General features: G+C 63.8%; 14 protein-coding genes. 5 read left to right on the top strand and 9 right to left on the bottom strand.

Going from position 1 to position 14628, the window contains the following annotated elements:
• Positions 1 to 151: 151 nt before the first annotated feature.
• From C2U70_RS22215 to C2U70_RS22190, 6 genes are all read right to left on the bottom strand, one after another.
• Positions 152 to 856 carry an ABC transporter ATP-binding protein gene (locus C2U70_RS22215; protein WP_140980552.1) on the bottom strand — a complete coding sequence of 235 codons (705 nt, stop codon included), beginning with the start codon at positions 854 to 856 and terminating at the stop codon, positions 152 to 154.
• Positions 840 to 1571, bottom strand: a complete 732-nt coding sequence (locus C2U70_RS22210) for an ABC transporter ATP-binding protein (protein ID WP_140980551.1) — start codon at positions 1569 to 1571, stop codon at positions 840 to 842. Before C2U70_RS22210 ends, C2U70_RS22215 begins: the two co-directional genes overlap by 17 nt.
• On the bottom strand, positions 1568 to 2545 hold the full coding sequence (locus C2U70_RS22205; RefSeq protein ID WP_140980550.1) for a branched-chain amino acid ABC transporter permease: 978 nt from the start codon (positions 2543 to 2545) through the stop codon (positions 1568 to 1570). The genes C2U70_RS22210 and C2U70_RS22205 overlap by 4 nt, the downstream gene beginning before the upstream one ends.
• The gene (locus tag C2U70_RS22200; protein ID WP_140980579.1) at positions 2545 to 3423 is read right to left on the bottom strand and encodes a branched-chain amino acid ABC transporter permease; all 879 of its coding nucleotides are present in this window, start codon (positions 3421 to 3423) and stop codon (positions 2545 to 2547) included. Before C2U70_RS22200 ends, C2U70_RS22205 begins: the two co-directional genes overlap by 1 nt.
• 82 nt (positions 3424 to 3505) lie before the next feature.
• The gene (locus tag C2U70_RS22195; RefSeq protein ID WP_140980549.1) at positions 3506 to 4750 is read right to left on the bottom strand and encodes an ABC transporter substrate-binding protein; all 1245 of its coding nucleotides are present in this window, start codon (positions 4748 to 4750) and stop codon (positions 3506 to 3508) included.
• Between the two features lie 90 nt (positions 4751 to 4840).
• The gene (locus C2U70_RS22190) at positions 4841 to 5656 is read right to left on the bottom strand and encodes a putative hydro-lyase (RefSeq protein ID WP_140980548.1); all 816 of its coding nucleotides are present in this window, start codon (positions 5654 to 5656) and stop codon (positions 4841 to 4843) included.
• A 119-nt stretch (positions 5657 to 5775) separates the two neighbouring features.
• Here C2U70_RS22190 and C2U70_RS22185 point away from each other — a divergent pair, with 119 nt between their 5' ends.
• From C2U70_RS22185 to C2U70_RS22175, 3 genes are all read left to right on the top strand, one after another.
• Positions 5776 to 6693 carry a LysR family transcriptional regulator gene (locus tag C2U70_RS22185; RefSeq protein WP_140980547.1) on the top strand — a complete coding sequence of 306 codons (918 nt, stop codon included), beginning with the start codon at positions 5776 to 5778 and terminating at the stop codon, positions 6691 to 6693.
• A 118-nt stretch (positions 6694 to 6811) separates the two neighbouring features.
• Positions 6812 to 8062 carry a Zn-dependent hydrolase gene (locus tag C2U70_RS22180; RefSeq protein WP_140980546.1) on the top strand — a complete coding sequence of 417 codons (1251 nt, stop codon included), beginning with the start codon at positions 6812 to 6814 and terminating at the stop codon, positions 8060 to 8062.
• Positions 8063 to 8077: 15 nt separating this feature from the next.
• Positions 8078 to 8989, top strand: a complete 912-nt coding sequence (locus C2U70_RS22175; protein WP_140980545.1) for an NAD(P)-dependent oxidoreductase — start codon at positions 8078 to 8080, stop codon at positions 8987 to 8989.
• Between the two features lie 160 nt (positions 8990 to 9149).
• Here the strand turns inward: C2U70_RS22175 and C2U70_RS22170 are convergent, their stop codons facing one another.
• Positions 9150 to 10223, bottom strand: coding sequence for a tartrate dehydrogenase (locus C2U70_RS22170; protein ID WP_140980544.1), 1074 nt, complete (start codon positions 10221 to 10223; stop codon positions 9150 to 9152).
• A 161-nt stretch (positions 10224 to 10384) separates the two neighbouring features.
• Between C2U70_RS22170 and C2U70_RS22165 the strand changes: the two genes are divergently transcribed.
• On the top strand, positions 10385 to 11161 hold the full coding sequence (locus C2U70_RS22165; protein ID WP_140980543.1) for an SDR family oxidoreductase: 777 nt from the start codon (positions 10385 to 10387) through the stop codon (positions 11159 to 11161).
• A 116-nt stretch (positions 11162 to 11277) separates the two neighbouring features.
• Positions 11278 to 12696: an amidase gene (locus C2U70_RS22160; RefSeq protein WP_140980542.1), complete on the top strand. Its 1419-nt coding sequence runs from the start codon at positions 11278 to 11280 to the stop codon at positions 12694 to 12696.
• A gap of 15 nt (positions 12697 to 12711) precedes the next feature.
• Here C2U70_RS22160 and C2U70_RS22155 read toward each other — a convergent pair whose 3' ends face one another.
• On the bottom strand, positions 12712 to 14133 hold the full coding sequence (locus C2U70_RS22155) for an extracellular catalytic domain type 2 short-chain-length polyhydroxyalkanoate depolymerase (RefSeq protein WP_140980541.1): 1422 nt from the start codon (positions 14131 to 14133) through the stop codon (positions 12712 to 12714).
• Between the two features lie 98 nt (positions 14134 to 14231).
• The coding region (locus C2U70_RS22150; RefSeq protein WP_140980540.1) for an amino acid ABC transporter permease at positions 14232 to 14628 on the bottom strand (397 nt) is incomplete at its 5' end.

Here is a 14628-nt window from a genome sequence, read left to right as displayed (position 1 = left end):
GTCATCCTGAGGTGCGAGCCTTGCGATGCTCTGCATCGCAAGGTGAAGCCTCGAAGGATGGGCCGCAAAGCGCTCGCGGCTCATCCTTCGAGGCGCGCGAAGGGCGCGCACCTCAGGATGACGTCTGTGCTTGTGGAGACAGTTCTAGCGCCTACAGCCCCAGATACGCCTTCCGCACATCCGGATTACCCCTGATCTCCGCCGCGGGCCCCTGCATCAGCACGCGGCCGGTTTGCAGGATGTAGGCGCGGTCGGCGATTTCAAGGCACTCCGCCATGCGCTGCTCGACGATCAGCACGGTCATGCCGGCGTCGCGGATGCGTTTTACGGCCTGAAAGATCTCGTCGACCAGCTTCGGCATGATGCCTTGCGAGGGCTCGTCCAGCATCAGCAGCCGCGGGCGCGTCATCAAGGCGCGTCCGATCGCGAGCATCTGCTGCTCGCCGCCGGAGAGCGTCTCGGCGCGCTGCTCGAGGCGCTCTGACAGGCGCGGAAACAGCTTGAAGACGAGATCGAGCGGGCTCTCGCGGTCGGCCTCGCCGCGATAGAGATAGCTGCCGAGCCTGAGATTGTCGCGCACCGAGAGGCGCGGAAACAGGCGGCGGTTCTCCGGCACATAGGCGATGCCGCAAGACGTAACCAGGTGCTGCGCCATGCCGACGAGTTGCTTGCCGTCGAAGGTCACGGTGCCCGAGCGCGGACGCTCGGCGCCGGCGATCGATTTCAGCAGCGTCGACTTGCCCGCGCCGTTGGCGCCGGCCACGCAGACGATCTCGCCCTTGGCGACCTCGATCGAGACGGAGGAGATCGCGACCAGGCCCTGATAGGCGGTGGTGACTTCATGCACTCTGAGCATGACGATCTCCCAGATAAGCGCTGATCACCTTGGGATCGCGAACAACGTCGGACGGCTTGCCCTCGACCAGCACCTTGCCGAGGTCGAGCACGATGGCACGGTCGACCAGCGGCATCACGATCTCCATGACGTGCTCGACCATCAGCACGGTGACACCGGTCTCGCGCACCTTGCGGACGAGATCGACGCCGGTCTGCGCTTCGGTCGGCGTGAGACCAGTGAGCACTTCGTCGAGCAGCAGGAGTTTTGGTTCGGTCGCGAGCGCACGGGCAACTTCGAGGCGGCGCTTCTCGGCCGGCACGAGATCGCTTGCCAGCACGTCGGCACGTGCGGCGAGGCCGGTGAACTCAAGCACCTCATGCGCCTTGCGGCGGGCCTCGCGCATCACGGTGGTCCGCACCAGCGCACCGACGATGACATTGTCGATGACGGTCATGGTCTCAAAGCTTTTGACGACCTGAAACGTACGTCCCACGCCGCGCACACAGCGCTCGGCTGCCGGCATATGGGTCACGTCCACGCCGTCGAACCAGATCGTGCCTTGCGTCGGCGGCAGCACGCCGGCAATGAGATTGAACAGTGTCGACTTGCCGGCGCCGTTCGGGCCGATCAGGCCGACGATCTCGCCGCGCCCGACCGAGATCGAAACGTCGCTGTTGGCAACGAGGCCGCCGAACCGCTGCCAGACGCCGCGGGTTTCCAGGAGCGCGGTCATCGTGCGGCTCCCTTGCGCGAGGAGAACAGGCTGACCAGTCCGCGCGGCAGCGCCAGCGAGATCAACACGATCAACGTGCCGTAGACGATGAGGTCTACGCCGCGCCCGGAGCCGCCGATGAAGGAACGCGTGAGCTCGGTCAGCGGGATCAGGATCGCCGCGCCCAGCACCGGTCCCCAGAGTGTACCGATGCCGCCAAGCACCGCGGGCAACGCCATCAGCAACGAGAACTGAAAACCCATGACGCTTTCGGGATCGATGTAGGAGACGAACTGGGCGTAGAAGCTTCCGCCGACGGCGACGAGGAAGGCGGAGACCGCGGCCGCGCCCATCTTCGAATTGAACACGACGACGCCGAGACTCTCGGCCGCTTCCGGATTGTCCTTCACCGCGCGCCACCAAAAGCCCCATTTGGAGTCTTCCAGCCACCAGGTGACGAACCAGGCGACGCAGGCGAGCACCAGGGCAAAGTAGAAGTAAGGCAGCTTGCTGCGCGTGAACTGGAATTTGAGCCAGCTGTCGCCACGCACGGGAATATCGATACCGAGCGCAGCACCGGCCCAATCCCAGTTGTGGAACAGGAGCAGCGTGATCTCGGCGATCACGATCGTCGCGATCACGAAGTAATGGCCGCGCAGGCGGAAGCAGAGATAGCCGAGCCCCATCGCAATCAGCGCCGACAGGGTTCCGCCCGCCAGCATGCCGAACCAGGGCAGCACACCGAACTTCATGAACAGGAGCGCGGTGGTGTAGGCGCCAAGCCCGAAATAGAGCGCGTGGCCGAGCGATATCTGCCCGCAATAGCCGGACAGGATGTTCCAGCTCTGCGACAGCGCCGCATACATCAGGGTGAGGATCAAAATGTTCTGGACGTAGACGTCCTTCACGAACAGCGGCGCGAGCGCTGCGATCACCGCGAGGGCGGCGGCTACGAAGAGGTCGCGGCGGCGCCGCGCGGCAAAATTCTTGTCCATCACATCGATCCGAACAGGCCGCGCGGCCGGATGAAGACAACGAGGAGATAGACGGCGTAGATGCCGACCGATTTCAGCGACGGCGGCAGTATCAGCGCGGTGGTCGCCTCAACCAGACCCACGATGATGCCGCCGGCAAAGGCGCCGAACACGCTGCCGAAGCCGCCGAGCGCCACGGTGACGTAGGCGATCAGCGCAAAGGACGCGCCGACGTCAGGGTAGATGTAGAAGAAGATCGCCATGATGGCGCCGGAGAGACCAACGAGCGCGGCGCCGAGGCCCCAGCCGAGCGCGAAGACGCGGTTCTTGTCGATGCCGACCAGCGCCACCGCGCCGGGGTCCTCGCGGGTTGCCTCCAGCGCGCGGCCGAAATCGGTGCGGTTGATGAAGAGATAGAGCGCGCCGAAGGCGGCAATCGACAGCAACGCGCCGACGAGCTGCGGCTCGGGCAGGAAGATGCCGGCGATCGAGATGGTTTTGCCGCCGAGCGCGGATTGCGGGATGCTGCGATAGTCCGGCGTGAAGAAGAACTGCGCCAGCCCCCGCATCACGATCGCAAGGCCGAAGGTGGAGAAGATCTGCACCATGCCCGCATTGGCCTTGGCCCGCATCGCAAAGCGCACGATCAGGAGATAGACCACGGCCCCGAACACGAACATGGCCGCGGCCACCAGCGGCGCCGAGAGCAAGGGATCGATCGCGAAGAACGCGAACAGGAAGAAGGTCGCGTACATCGAGATCATCAGGAACTCGCCATGGGCGAAGTTCACGACGTCCATCAGGCCGAATATGAGCGCGAGCCCCACGGCGATCAACCCGTAGAGCAGCCCCATCAAGAGGCCGCTCGCCAGACTTTGGATAATGGCTTCGGCTGTCAGCACCCCTGCTCCCCCGTCACTACATCGCTCAGTGTCCTCCCGGCGAAGGCCGGGACGACATAAAGAGACATCCCGCTCCGCGTCACTTCATGGGCCAGGTCGCCTCGGCGATCGCAGCCTGCGGCGGGAAGATGGTGACGAACTTGCCGCCGACATATTGCAGCAGCACCGGGTCGGCGTCGTTGTTCTGGCCCATCTCGTCGAACTTGATGCGCTTCCAGGGCATGATGGTCTTGTCGCCTGGAATGTCGGTCGCCGCGAGCGCGTCGCGGATCTTCTCGCCCTCGGTGGACTTGGCGCGGCTGATGGCATCCGCCAGCACGATCAGGCCCATGAACTGGCGCGAGGTCAGGTCGTTGAGGTCCTTGCCCGACTTCGCCTTGAACATGTCGTTGATCTTGCCGACCATCGGGCGCTTCTGCGCAAGATCGAGCGAGAAGGTGCCGCGCGAGATCACGCCTTCGAGCTTGTCGCCGACGGCGTCGTAGAGCGCCTTCTCGGAGAAGCCGGCGTCCTGCGCCACGATCGCGTTCGGCTTGTAGCCGAGCTCGGCCATGGTCTTGACCAGCAGGATGCCGTCGGTGGTGTAGCTCGAGGGCATCAGCACGTCGGCATTGGCGCTCTTGAGCTGCTGCACCTCCGCCGAGAGCGAGGGCGAGTTGTTGCGGTACTTGATGTCGGCGAGGATCTTGTAGCCACGCTCGCCGGCGATCTTGGCCTGGGCGTTGCCGGAGTCGGTACCGAAGATGGTGTCTTCGTGGAACAGCGCCAGCGTCTCGATCTTGGTGCCCTTCTTCTTCAGGGCGTCGAAGAAGTCGAACATCGCGGCCGAGTACATCTCGTCATGCGGCGAGGCGCGGAAGTAATATTTGAGGCCGCGGCGATGCAGGCTCGGCGAGGAGTTGTCGGCCGAGACGAACGGGATCTGGTAACGCTCGCAGATCTGGCTGACGGTGACGGCGACCGAGCTCTGATAGGTGCCGATGACGGCAGAAACCTTCTCCTGCGTGATCAGGCGCTCGGTCTCGGCACGTCCCTTCTGCGGATCGGCCTGGTGGTCGGCGAACACAAGCCTGACCTTGGCGCCGCCGAGACCCGGCAGACCCTCGCCCTTGGCGAGCGGCAGATCGAAGTCGGCGTCCTTGTTGATGACTTCGAGCGCGGTCTCATAGGCCTTCTGCGCGTCGACGCCCTGCTGGGCGCTGGCGCCGGAGAAGGGATAGATGACGCCGATCACAACCTCGGACGTCTGCGCGCGCGCGGCGAGCGGCATCAGGGCGGCGGTGGCGGTAGCTCCGAGCAAAACATCGCGGCGAGTGATCGTCATGACAATTCCTCTGTTACTTAACTTTTCAACTCATCGAATGAAGCGAATGACCGAAAGCGTAAAGCCCGAAGAAGCAGCACGCGCTGCCTACTAAATCACGGCCATGTTCCGGTTCTTCAGATCCGTCACCAGCATCAGTCCCGGCGAATGCGTGATCGCGAACGGAAGCTTTGCGGCGTTGATCACCGATTGCGGCGTGACACCGCAGGCCCAGAACACCGGGATCTCGTCGTCGGCAACCGGCACCGGATCGCCATAGTCGGGCTTTGCGATGTCCTTGATGCCGATGAGATGGGGATGGCCGAGATGAACCGGCGCGCCGTGCACGGCCGGATAGCGCGAGGTGATCTGCACTGCGCGGATCGCATCCGCCGGCTTGAACGGGCGCATCGACACCACCATGGGACCTGCGAACGGGCCGGACGCGCTGCATGCGATGTTGGTGCGATACATCGGCACGCGCACATTGTGCTCGATGTGGCGGATCGGCATGCCCTCGTCGAGCAGCGCCTCTTCGAACGAGAACGAGCAGCCGAGCACGAAGGTCACGAGATCGTCGCGCCAGTGTTTCGTCACATCGGTCGGCTCGTCCACGACCTCACCATCGCGCCAGACGCGATAGCGCGGCACGTCGGTGCGGATGTCGAGATCGGCGCCGAGTGCCGGGATGTGCGGGCTGCCGACATCGGACATGCCGATGATCGGGCACGGTTTTGGATTGAGCTGGCAGAAGCGGTGAAAGGCGCCGGCGTATTTTTCGGGGAGGATCGCGAGGTTGCCCTGCACGAAGCCGGGGGCGATTCCGGCGGTGGAGGCGACCCGTCCGCCGCGGTAGGCGAGACGCGCTTTGCGGCTCGGAAGGGTGTCGCTTGTTTCAGTTTGCTGCACTGCCACCAAAACAGTCATTTGATCGACCTGCCTATAATCTCGACAAGGACAGCCAACACCAGGCGTGCTATAAAGTCTAATCTTCCTTTCTAATCGTATTCGATAAATCTGATTTATCGATCGGGAAAATCCTTCCAATGCTGGACTTTAGGTCGATTGAAACGTTCCTCTGGGTTGTGAAGCTCGGCAGCTTCCGTGGCGCCGCCCAAAGGCTCAACACCACCCAGCCGGCGATCTCCCAGCGCATCGCCCAGCTCGAACGCGAGATGGGCGTAAAACTCCTCAACCGGGATCATCGCGTGGCCTCGCCGACACCGAGCGGACGGCAGATGATGGTCTATGCCGAGAAGCTGATCGGCCTGCGCGCGGAGATGATCGCGGAGATCGGCGATGCCTCCGCGATGCGCGGCGTGATGCGTCTCGGCGTCGCCGAAACCATCGTGCACACATGGCTGCCGCGGCTCGTGAAGAGCGTGAACGAAATCTATCCGAACCTGTCGCTCGAGATCGAAGTCGATATCACGCCGAACCTGACGCAGCGGCTGCTCGCACAGGAGATCGAACTCGCTTTCGTGGTCGGGCCGCTGTCAGCTTCGGGTGTGCACAATCGCGTGCTGGCGGATTATCCGATCGGCTTTCTTGCAAGCCCCTCCCTCGGACTCGGCAAGGGACCGGTGACGAAGCACGATCTCGCGCGATTTCCGATCATCACCTTTCCGCGCAAGACGCGGCCCTATGAGGTCGTGCGCGAAGTGTTCGACCGACCCGATCTGCCGCCGATCCGCCTGCATGCGAGCGCATCGCTCGCGACCGTCATCCACATGGCGGTGGAAGGGCTCGGCATCGCCGTCATTCCGGCTGCGATCGTCGAGAAGGAGCTGTCCGACGGGCGGCTGCAGCTCCTCAGCACCGACCTGAAGATCGCGCCCCTCACTTTCACCGCAAGCTGGCTCGCCTCGCCCGACGTCGTCGCGATCGAACGCGTCGCCAATCTCGCCCGGCAAATCGCTCAGGGCGGCCCTGCGGTTGACGCGGCCGCAGTGGCGCGTCATTGAAACAGGCGCCGGACCTTCTTCGTCATTCCGGGGCTCGCGCAGCGAGAACCCGGAATCCAAGGATTCCGGGTTCACCCTTCGGACGCCCCGGAATGACAAGCTGAAAATGGACTGACGCATGAGCCGAGCCGCCACCAATTTGCAAATCGATTCCGCCCGCCTTTGGGGCTCCATCCACGAGACCGCGCAGTTCGGCGCGACGGCCAAGGGTGGCGTCCGGCGGCTGACGCTGAGTGCCGAGGACAAGCAGGTCCGCGACTGGTTCCGCAAGGCGTGCGAGGATGCCGGCCTCGACGTCCACACCGATGCGCTCGGCTCGCAGTTCGGCCTGCGCAAGGGCCGCGACATGTCGAAGCTGCCGGTGGGCATCGGCTCGCATCTCGATACGCAGCCGACCGGCGGCAAGTATGACGGCATTTTGGGAACGCTCGGCGCGCTCGAAGTGATCCGCACGCTGAACGACGCCGGCATCGAGACCGAGGCGCCGATCTGCGTCGTCAACTGGACCAATGAGGAAGGCTCACGCTTTGCGCCTGCGATGATGGCGTCGGCCGCCTATGTCGGCGACTTCACCACCGACGACATTTTGTCGCGCAAGGATGCCGAGGGCGTCACGGTCGGCCAGGCGCTGGACGGCATCGGCTATCGCGGCGACAAGCCGGTCGGCTTCCAGAAGCTCGGCTGCTTCGTCGAGCTGCATATCGAGCAGGGACCGATTCTCGAGGCCGAGGAGAAAACCATCGGCGTGGTCGATTCCGGCCAGGGCGTGCTCTGGTATGACGGCCACATCACCGGCTTCGAGAGCCACGCCGGTTCGACGCCGATGCCGTTGCGCCGCGATGCGCTGGCGACCTTGTCGGAGATCGTTCTGGCGATGGAGGCGATTGCGAAAAAGCACGGGCCGAAGGCGGTCGGAACCATCGGCGAAGCCGTGATCCAAAACCCTTCGCGCAACGTCATCCCCGGCGAGATCGCCTTCACCGTCGATACCCGCAGCGCCGACGACACCATCTTGAACGCACTCGATCGCGATCTGCGCGCGGCGGTCGCCGAGATCGCGGCGCGCCGCAAGGTCGAGGTCAAGCTCGACCTGGTCTGGCGCAAGCCGCCGACGCATTTCGATCCAAAGCTGGTCGCAGCCGTCGAGAACGCGGCAACCACGCTCGGCTATTCCAGCCGCCGCATCACCTCCGGTGCCGGCCACGACGCCTGCAACCTCAACACCATCATGCCGGCGGCGATGGTGTTCGTGCCCTGCAAGGAGGGCATCAGCCACAATGAGCTGGAAGATGCCACGCAGGCAGACTGCACGGCCGGAACCAATGTGCTGATGCATACCGTGCTGGCGCTCGCCGGCGTCGCATCCTGATCGGAGTAATCTGCCATGCGCGCAGTTTTCGTCGACGCCAATGAATCGCTCGCCGTCATCATGGAGCGGCTGGAAAAGCCCGGCGATCCCAAGGTGCGGATCAACCGGGACCCCGACATCAAGTCGGAGCAATACCCCGAAATTCTCGACGGCGCCGAGATCGCGATCGTCGATCACACCGCATTGCCGACCGACGTTGCGAAGAAGTGCGCAGGCCTCAAGCACGTGGTGTTCCTCGGCACCGGCGCGCGCAGCTACATGAATCCGGAAGAGCTCGCCGAGCTCGGCATCTCCGTGCATCTGATCAAGGGCTATGGCGACACCGCGGTGGCCGAATCCGCAATCGCGCTGATGTGGGCCTCGGCGCGGGTGATCGCGATGATGGATCGCGAGATGCGCGTCGGCAACTGGCTGCGCGAGGACGGCATGCAGCTCACGGGCAAGACGCTCGGTCTGATCGGTTTTGGCGGCATCGCTGCCGAGGTCGCGCGCATTGCATCGGGCTCGGGCATGAAGGTGATCGCCTGGAACCGCTCGCCCAAGAGTCATCCGGGGGTCAAGTTCACCGATCTCGACACGGTGCTGGCCAGGAGCGACGTTGTGTCGCTCCACCTCCTGCTCAACGACAACACCCGCGGCATGATCACGCGCGAGAAGATTCTTGCGATGAAGCCCGGCGTCATCCTGGTCAACACCGCCCGCGCTGCGATCGTCGACGAGAAGGCGATGATCGACGCGCTGAAATCAGGCCATATCCGCCACGCCGGCCTCGACGTCTTCAACACCGAGCCGCTGCCGGCCGATCACGAGCTGACGAAGATTCCGAACGTGACGCTGTCGGCGCATTCCGCCTTCCGCACGCCGGAAGCGAGCGAGAATTTGATCGAGGCGTCGCTGGTGCACTGCCGGCGGATCGTGAATTCGTAGGGTGGGTTAGCCCTGTGAATTGTGCGAAGCGCAATTCACAGGGCGTAACCCACCGCGTCTGTTCCCGCGGAAACTAAAGAGGTGGGTTACGCGTAGCGGACTGCGCTGCGCGCATCCGCAACGCTAACCCACCCTACGCATGCGTCGGTCGCGACGACACCTAATCCACCATATCCGCGACCGCCTTGCCGCACGCCGTCGTGTCGGCATTGCCGCCAAGATCCTTGGTGCGCAGCGTGCGTTCGGCGAGCGTGCGCTCGATCGCGTCGACGATCGAGCGGCCTGCTTCCTTCTCGCCGAGATGCTCGAACATCATCGCGCCCGACCAGATCATGCCGATCGGGTTGGCGATGCCCTGCCCCGCGATGTCGGGCGCCGAACCGTGCACCGGCTCGAACACCGAGGGGAAATTCCCTTCCGGATTGATGTTGCCCGATGGCGCGATGCCGATGGTGCCGGTGCAGGCGGGGCCAAGATCGGACAGGATGTCGCCGAACAGGTTGGAGCCGACCACGACGTCGAACCAGTCCGGATGCAGCACGAAGTTCGCGGTCAAGATGTCGATGTGGTACTTGTCCCACTTCACGCCCGGGAATTTCTTGGCCATCGCCTCCACGCGCTCGTCCCAATAGGGCATGGTGATGGAGATGCCGTTGGATTTCGTCGCCGACGTCAGGTGCTTCTTCGGCCGCGACTGCGCGAGCTCGAAGGCGAATTTAAGGATGCGGTCGACGCCGACGCGGGTCATCACGGTCTGCTGCGTCACGAACTCACGGTCGGTGTCCGGGAACATGCGCCCGCCGACCGACGAATACTCGCCCTCGGTATTCTCGCGCACCACCCAGAAATCGATGTCGCCGGGCTTGCGGTTCGCCAGCGGCGACGGCACGCCGGGCATCAGCCGCACCGGACGCAAATTGACGTACTGGTCAAACTCCCGGCGGAACTTGATCAGCGAGCCCCAGAGCGATACGTGGTCAGGTATTTTTGCCGGCCAGCCGACCGCTCCGAAATAGATCGCGTCGTGCTTGCCGATTTTTTCCTTCCAATCGTCGGGCATCATCTGGCCGTGCTTCTCGTAATAGTCCCAGGACGAGAAGTCGAAATGGTCGAATTGCAGGGAAACCCCGTGCTTCTTCGCCGCCGCCTCGAGCACGCGCAGGCCCTCCGGCATCACTTCCTTGCCGATGCCGTCGCCGGGAATGACTGCAATCCGGTATTGCTTCTTGCTCATCGCGAAAATCCTGGTTGTGGGCGGAGCGGACCTTGCGGCCTCTGCGATCGCCCTGCAATGGACCAAACGCGCCAGCAGTGCAACGCTGCACTGCAATGTTGACCATGGCGGTATCGGCCGCCTACTGATTTCATCTTGCATCCATTCCAGCGGGACATTCCATGGATCTGCATCTGCGTGGCAAGCGCGTCCTGATCACGGGCGCCTCCAAGGGCATCGGCGCCGCCGCGGCCGAAGCTTTCGCCGAAGAAGGCTGCCACCTCCTGCTCGCGGCCCGCAGCGGCGACCAGTTGAAGGCGCTCTGCGAGCGCTTGCGCTCCGCGCATCAAATCGACGCGACCGCGAGCGTCGTTGATCTGCGCAACAGCGCGGACCTGACACGGCTCGCAAAAGAAGCCGCCGACATCGACATTCTCGTCAACAATGCCGGCGATATTCCCGGTGGTTCGATCGACAAGATCGACGAAGCGACCTGGCGGCATGCCTGGGAGCTCAAGGTGTTCGGCTATATCAACCTCACCCGCATGATCTATGCGCAGATGAAGGCGCGCGGTGGCGGCGTGATCGTCAACGACATCGGTGCAGCCGGCGAAAAGTTCGACGCCAATTATGTCTGCGGCAGTGCCGGCAATGCTGCGCTGATGGCTTTCACCCGCGCGCTCGGGGGCAAGAGCCTCGCCGACAACATTCGCGTGGTCGGGATCAATCCCGGCCCGGTCGGTACAGACCGCCACGTCACGCTTCTCAAGACGCGTGCAAAGCATCAGTTCGGCGACGAAAGCCGCTACAAGGAATTCCAGAAAAGCCTGCCGCTCGGCAGGCCCGCGCATGCGCGCGAGATCGGCGACCTCATGGCGTTCCTGGCGTCGGATCGGTCCGGTTATACGTCCGGGGTGATCTACACGGTGGATGGCGGCATTAGCGCGGGGTGGGGTTAGTTTGCTCGTCATTGCGAGCGCAGCGAAGCAATCCAGAATGCCCATGCGGTAACGGACTAGATTGCTTCGCTACGCTCGGAATGACGGAGTCAGGAACAAGCACAGGAGTAAAATAGTTGTCTCAAGAGTTGATCCGCGAAACCGCATGCATCGTCGTCGACAAGCTTCGCTCCGGCGACGTTACGCCGCTCGAGCTGCTCGAGGTGCTGGAGAAGCGCATCGCCGAGGTCGATGGCAAGGTGAATGCGCTGCCGACGCTGTGCTTCGACCGCGCGCGGGCCAACGCCAGGACGCTGATGCAGAAGCCGGCCGGCGCGCGCGGGCTGCTCGCGGGTCTGCCGGTGCCGATCAAGGATCTGACCGACGTCGCCGGCGTCCTCAACACGCAGGGCTCTCCGATCTTCAAGGACAACATCCCGGCCCGCTCCGACATCCTGGTCGAGAATCTCGAAGGCAATGGCGCGGTCGTCTACGCCAAGTCGAACACGCCGGAATTCGGCGCCGGCGCCAACACGTTCAACGAGGTCTTCGGCGCGACGCTCAATCCCTGGGACACGACGAAATCGGCCGCCGGCTCCTCGGGCGGTGCTGCCGTGGCGCTCGCCACCGGCATGGCCTGGCTCGCGCATGGCTCGGACATGGGCGGCAGCCTGCGCAGTCCCGCCAGCTTCTGCGGCATCGTCGGCATGCGACCGAGCATCGGCCGCGTCGCGCATACGCCGGCCGCCGGTATCGATCGCAACCTCGGCCAGCAGGGACCGATGGCACGCAATGTCGAGGACGTCGCGCTGCTGCTCGACGCCATGAGCGGCGAATACGCGGCCGATCCGCTGTCGCTGCCCTCCCCGGCCACCTCGTTCCTGTCGGCCGCGCGCTCCGGCTACAAGCCGAAGCGCATCGCCTATTCGCCCAATCTCGGCATCACGCCAGTGGATCCCGAAGTCGTCGCCATCACCCGCAAGGCCGCGGAACGCTTTGCGGATCTCGGCGTGATCGTCGAGGAAGCGCATCCGGATCTGCGCGAGGCGCACGAATGCTTCCACGTGCTGCGCGCGCTCGACTTCGCGATGAGCAAGGCCAAGCTGCTGCGCGAGAAGCGCGACTTGTTGAAGCCCGAGGTGATCTGGAACATCGAGGAAGGGCTGAAGCTCACCGTCGATCAGATCACGCGCGCCGAGGCGCAGCGCGTCGCGATGACCGCGCGGACCGTCGAGTTCTTCAAAACTTACGACTTGCTCCTGACGCCCACCACCATCGTGCCGCCCTTCCCGATCGAGAACCGCTATGTCGCGGAATGCGCGGGCAAGCGATTCGAGAACTACGTCGAATGGCTCGGCATCGTCTATGCGCTGACGCTGGTGTGCTGCCCCGTACTGTCGCTGCCCTGCGGCTTCACGGCATCAGGCCTGCCGGTCGGCGTACAGATCGTAGCGGCGCCGCGCGGCGATGCGCAGGTGCTCGCCGGCGCCAGGGCCCTGGAGGACATTTTGGGCCTGCGCGGCACGACGCCGATCGATCCACGGGTCAAGAAGTAGCTGGCGCTGTCGCCTCTATTTCGCAAGGGGACACGAGCCCGGATTATCGCAGCGAGGCGGCTGCGATAGCGTGGTGCCGCTCGCATCGTCCGAGGCAGGTCCTTCCGCGCCGTTCAGAATGGCGGAGACCCGCCAGCGATATGTTGTTTGCGGCGTCAGGCCGGAATCGGCAAAGCTCGCTCCCGTGACGTCGCCGATCGCCTTGAAGACGCCTTCGGCCCCTGCGCGCGACACGCGATAGGTCGTGACACCGTTGACCGGAGACCAGACGAGATCCATGCCGGTGTCAGACGCATCGATCGCCGTGAGCAACTGCGGTGCCGACAAGGCTGGCCCGGCCGTCACGGCTGGCGCTGCAGCGCCCGCCGTCAGCGCATCCAGCATGGCCTTGATCGCCTTGATCTGCGCCCCGGACTTGGTCACGTAGCTGTCTTCATGGTCCACATAGCTCCACCAGTCCCAGCAGGCCTGCGGATTGCCCGGCGCGAATGGACTGGTCTTGGTCTGCGGATAAAGGATGATCAGGTAGTTCGTGTCGGCCCAGGCGTTGAATCCGGCCTCGTCGACGAACTTGCGTCCGATGTCGCCGACATCCTGCTTGCAGCCATGAAGCGCGACATGGACGCGGCAGCGAGCACCTCGCGCGCAATCCTCTGGGACGAAGACGTAGCCGGTGTCACCCAAGCTCAGCGCGTCCGGCAGATGCGGCTTGGTGTAAACCGACTGATCGAAATTTTTCACCGTACCGTCAAGCTGCACCCGATTGGGCCTGTTCAGGCGGCCGTAGATGTGTTGCAGCACGATGCCGGCCTGGTCGTAACCGCACTGATCGATATAGGGCTCGGTGTTGCCCTTACAGTCGTTGAGCCCGGGGGCGCCCTCCTTCGTCACGACGAAGGAGTGACCCGCACCGAGCGTCGTCTGATAGAACAGATTGCCGCGATTGGCGGGACCGAGATAATGGCGATAGAAATCCGCGGCCGCATCGGTCGCGGCCTTATCCACGAGCGCGTCGTTATAGCCGTGGAACAGATAGACCTTCTGCTTGCTCACGTTGCTGAGCGGATCGATCTCGCCTGCCGCGGCCTTCGCATCGGCCTTGTCAGTAAAATCCTTGATATCGAGATTTGACGCCGGCCCTTTCATGCAGGCACCCGTGGCCCGCCAGACCGGTCCCCAGAACCCGGTGACGACGTCGAGCGCATCCGCCTTGGCGCACCAATAGGGCCCGCCCGCGACCACGCCCACGCCCTTGATGATCGACGACCAGGCCGTGCCGAACTGCACCGCCATGAATGCGCCGGAGGAAATGCCGGAAATCGAGCTCTCGCCGATCGGCGCATTGTAGCCGCGCAAACTCACGGGCTCGGCGGACGCGCCGGTTGCCACCAACACAATCAGCGCGGCAATGGAGTGCCGCCAAACGTCCACGCGCATGATTGCCTCGCCAAATCGAACGGGATCAACCTGCGGTATTACAGCTTAGCGATGGCAATCGGGGCAAGCACAAACAAGCGGCACGGCTTGACGATATGTCATCGTCCCGTCGTCTGCGCTTCAAGGCTCCGGCTGTAGCGCGACATGGCGAAGCAGAAGGCGAAGTAGATCATCGCGACGAAGATGTAGACTTCGACCGAAAACTGTTGCCAGGCCGGATCGATGATCGCGGTCTTGGCTGTCGTCAGCAGGTCGAAGATGCCGATGATCAGCACGAGGCTGGTGTCCTTGAAGAAGGCGATGAAGGTGTTGACCAGCGGCGGGATGACGTGGCGGATCGCCTGCGGCAGGATGATCAGCCGGTGCTTGCGCCAGTAGGACAGCCCGAGCGCATCGCCGGCCTCATATTGTCCGCGCGGCACGGCCTGCAGGCCGCCGCGAATCACCTCCGCGAGATAGGCCCCCGCAAACAGGATGATCGCGATCTGCGCGCGC

The organism is Bradyrhizobium guangdongense (assembly GCF_006483445.1).
GTDB lineage: Bacteria > Pseudomonadota > Alphaproteobacteria > Rhizobiales > Xanthobacteraceae > Bradyrhizobium > Bradyrhizobium guangdongense_A.
Note: the sequence above shows the minus strand (reverse complement) of the source record. Positions and strands in the feature narration are given on the sequence as shown.

Excerpts from the sequence above, each read along its gene's own strand:
- C2U70_RS22195 (WP_140980549.1), bottom strand. The coding sequence starts at position 4,750 with ATGACGATCACTCGCCGCGATGTTTTGCTCGGAGCTACCGCCACCGCC.
- C2U70_RS22205 (WP_140980550.1), bottom strand. The coding sequence starts at position 2,545 with ATGGACAAGAATTTTGCCGCGCGGCGCCGCCGCGACCTCTTCGTAGCC.
- C2U70_RS22215 (WP_140980552.1), bottom strand. The coding sequence starts at position 856 with ATGCTCAGAGTGCATGAAGTCACCACCGCCTATCAGGGCCTGGTCGCG.
- C2U70_RS22165 (WP_140980543.1), top strand. The coding sequence starts at position 10,385 with ATGGATCTGCATCTGCGTGGCAAGCGCGTCCTGATCACGGGCGCCTCC.
- C2U70_RS22190 (WP_140980548.1), bottom strand. The coding sequence starts at position 5,656 with ATGACTGTTTTGGTGGCAGTGCAGCAAACTGAAACAAGCGACACCCTT.
- C2U70_RS22180 (WP_140980546.1), top strand. The coding sequence starts at position 6,812 with ATGAGCCGAGCCGCCACCAATTTGCAAATCGATTCCGCCCGCCTTTGG.
- C2U70_RS22185 (WP_140980547.1), top strand. The coding sequence starts at position 5,776 with ATGCTGGACTTTAGGTCGATTGAAACGTTCCTCTGGGTTGTGAAGCTC.
- C2U70_RS22155 (WP_140980541.1), bottom strand. The coding sequence starts at position 14,133 with ATGCGCGTGGACGTTTGGCGGCACTCCATTGCCGCGCTGATTGTGTTG.
- C2U70_RS22175 (WP_140980545.1), top strand. The coding sequence starts at position 8,078 with ATGCGCGCAGTTTTCGTCGACGCCAATGAATCGCTCGCCGTCATCATG.
- C2U70_RS22210 (WP_140980551.1), bottom strand. The coding sequence starts at position 1,571 with ATGACCGCGCTCCTGGAAACCCGCGGCGTCTGGCAGCGGTTCGGCGGC.
- C2U70_RS22170 (WP_140980544.1), bottom strand. The coding sequence starts at position 10,223 with ATGAGCAAGAAGCAATACCGGATTGCAGTCATTCCCGGCGACGGCATC.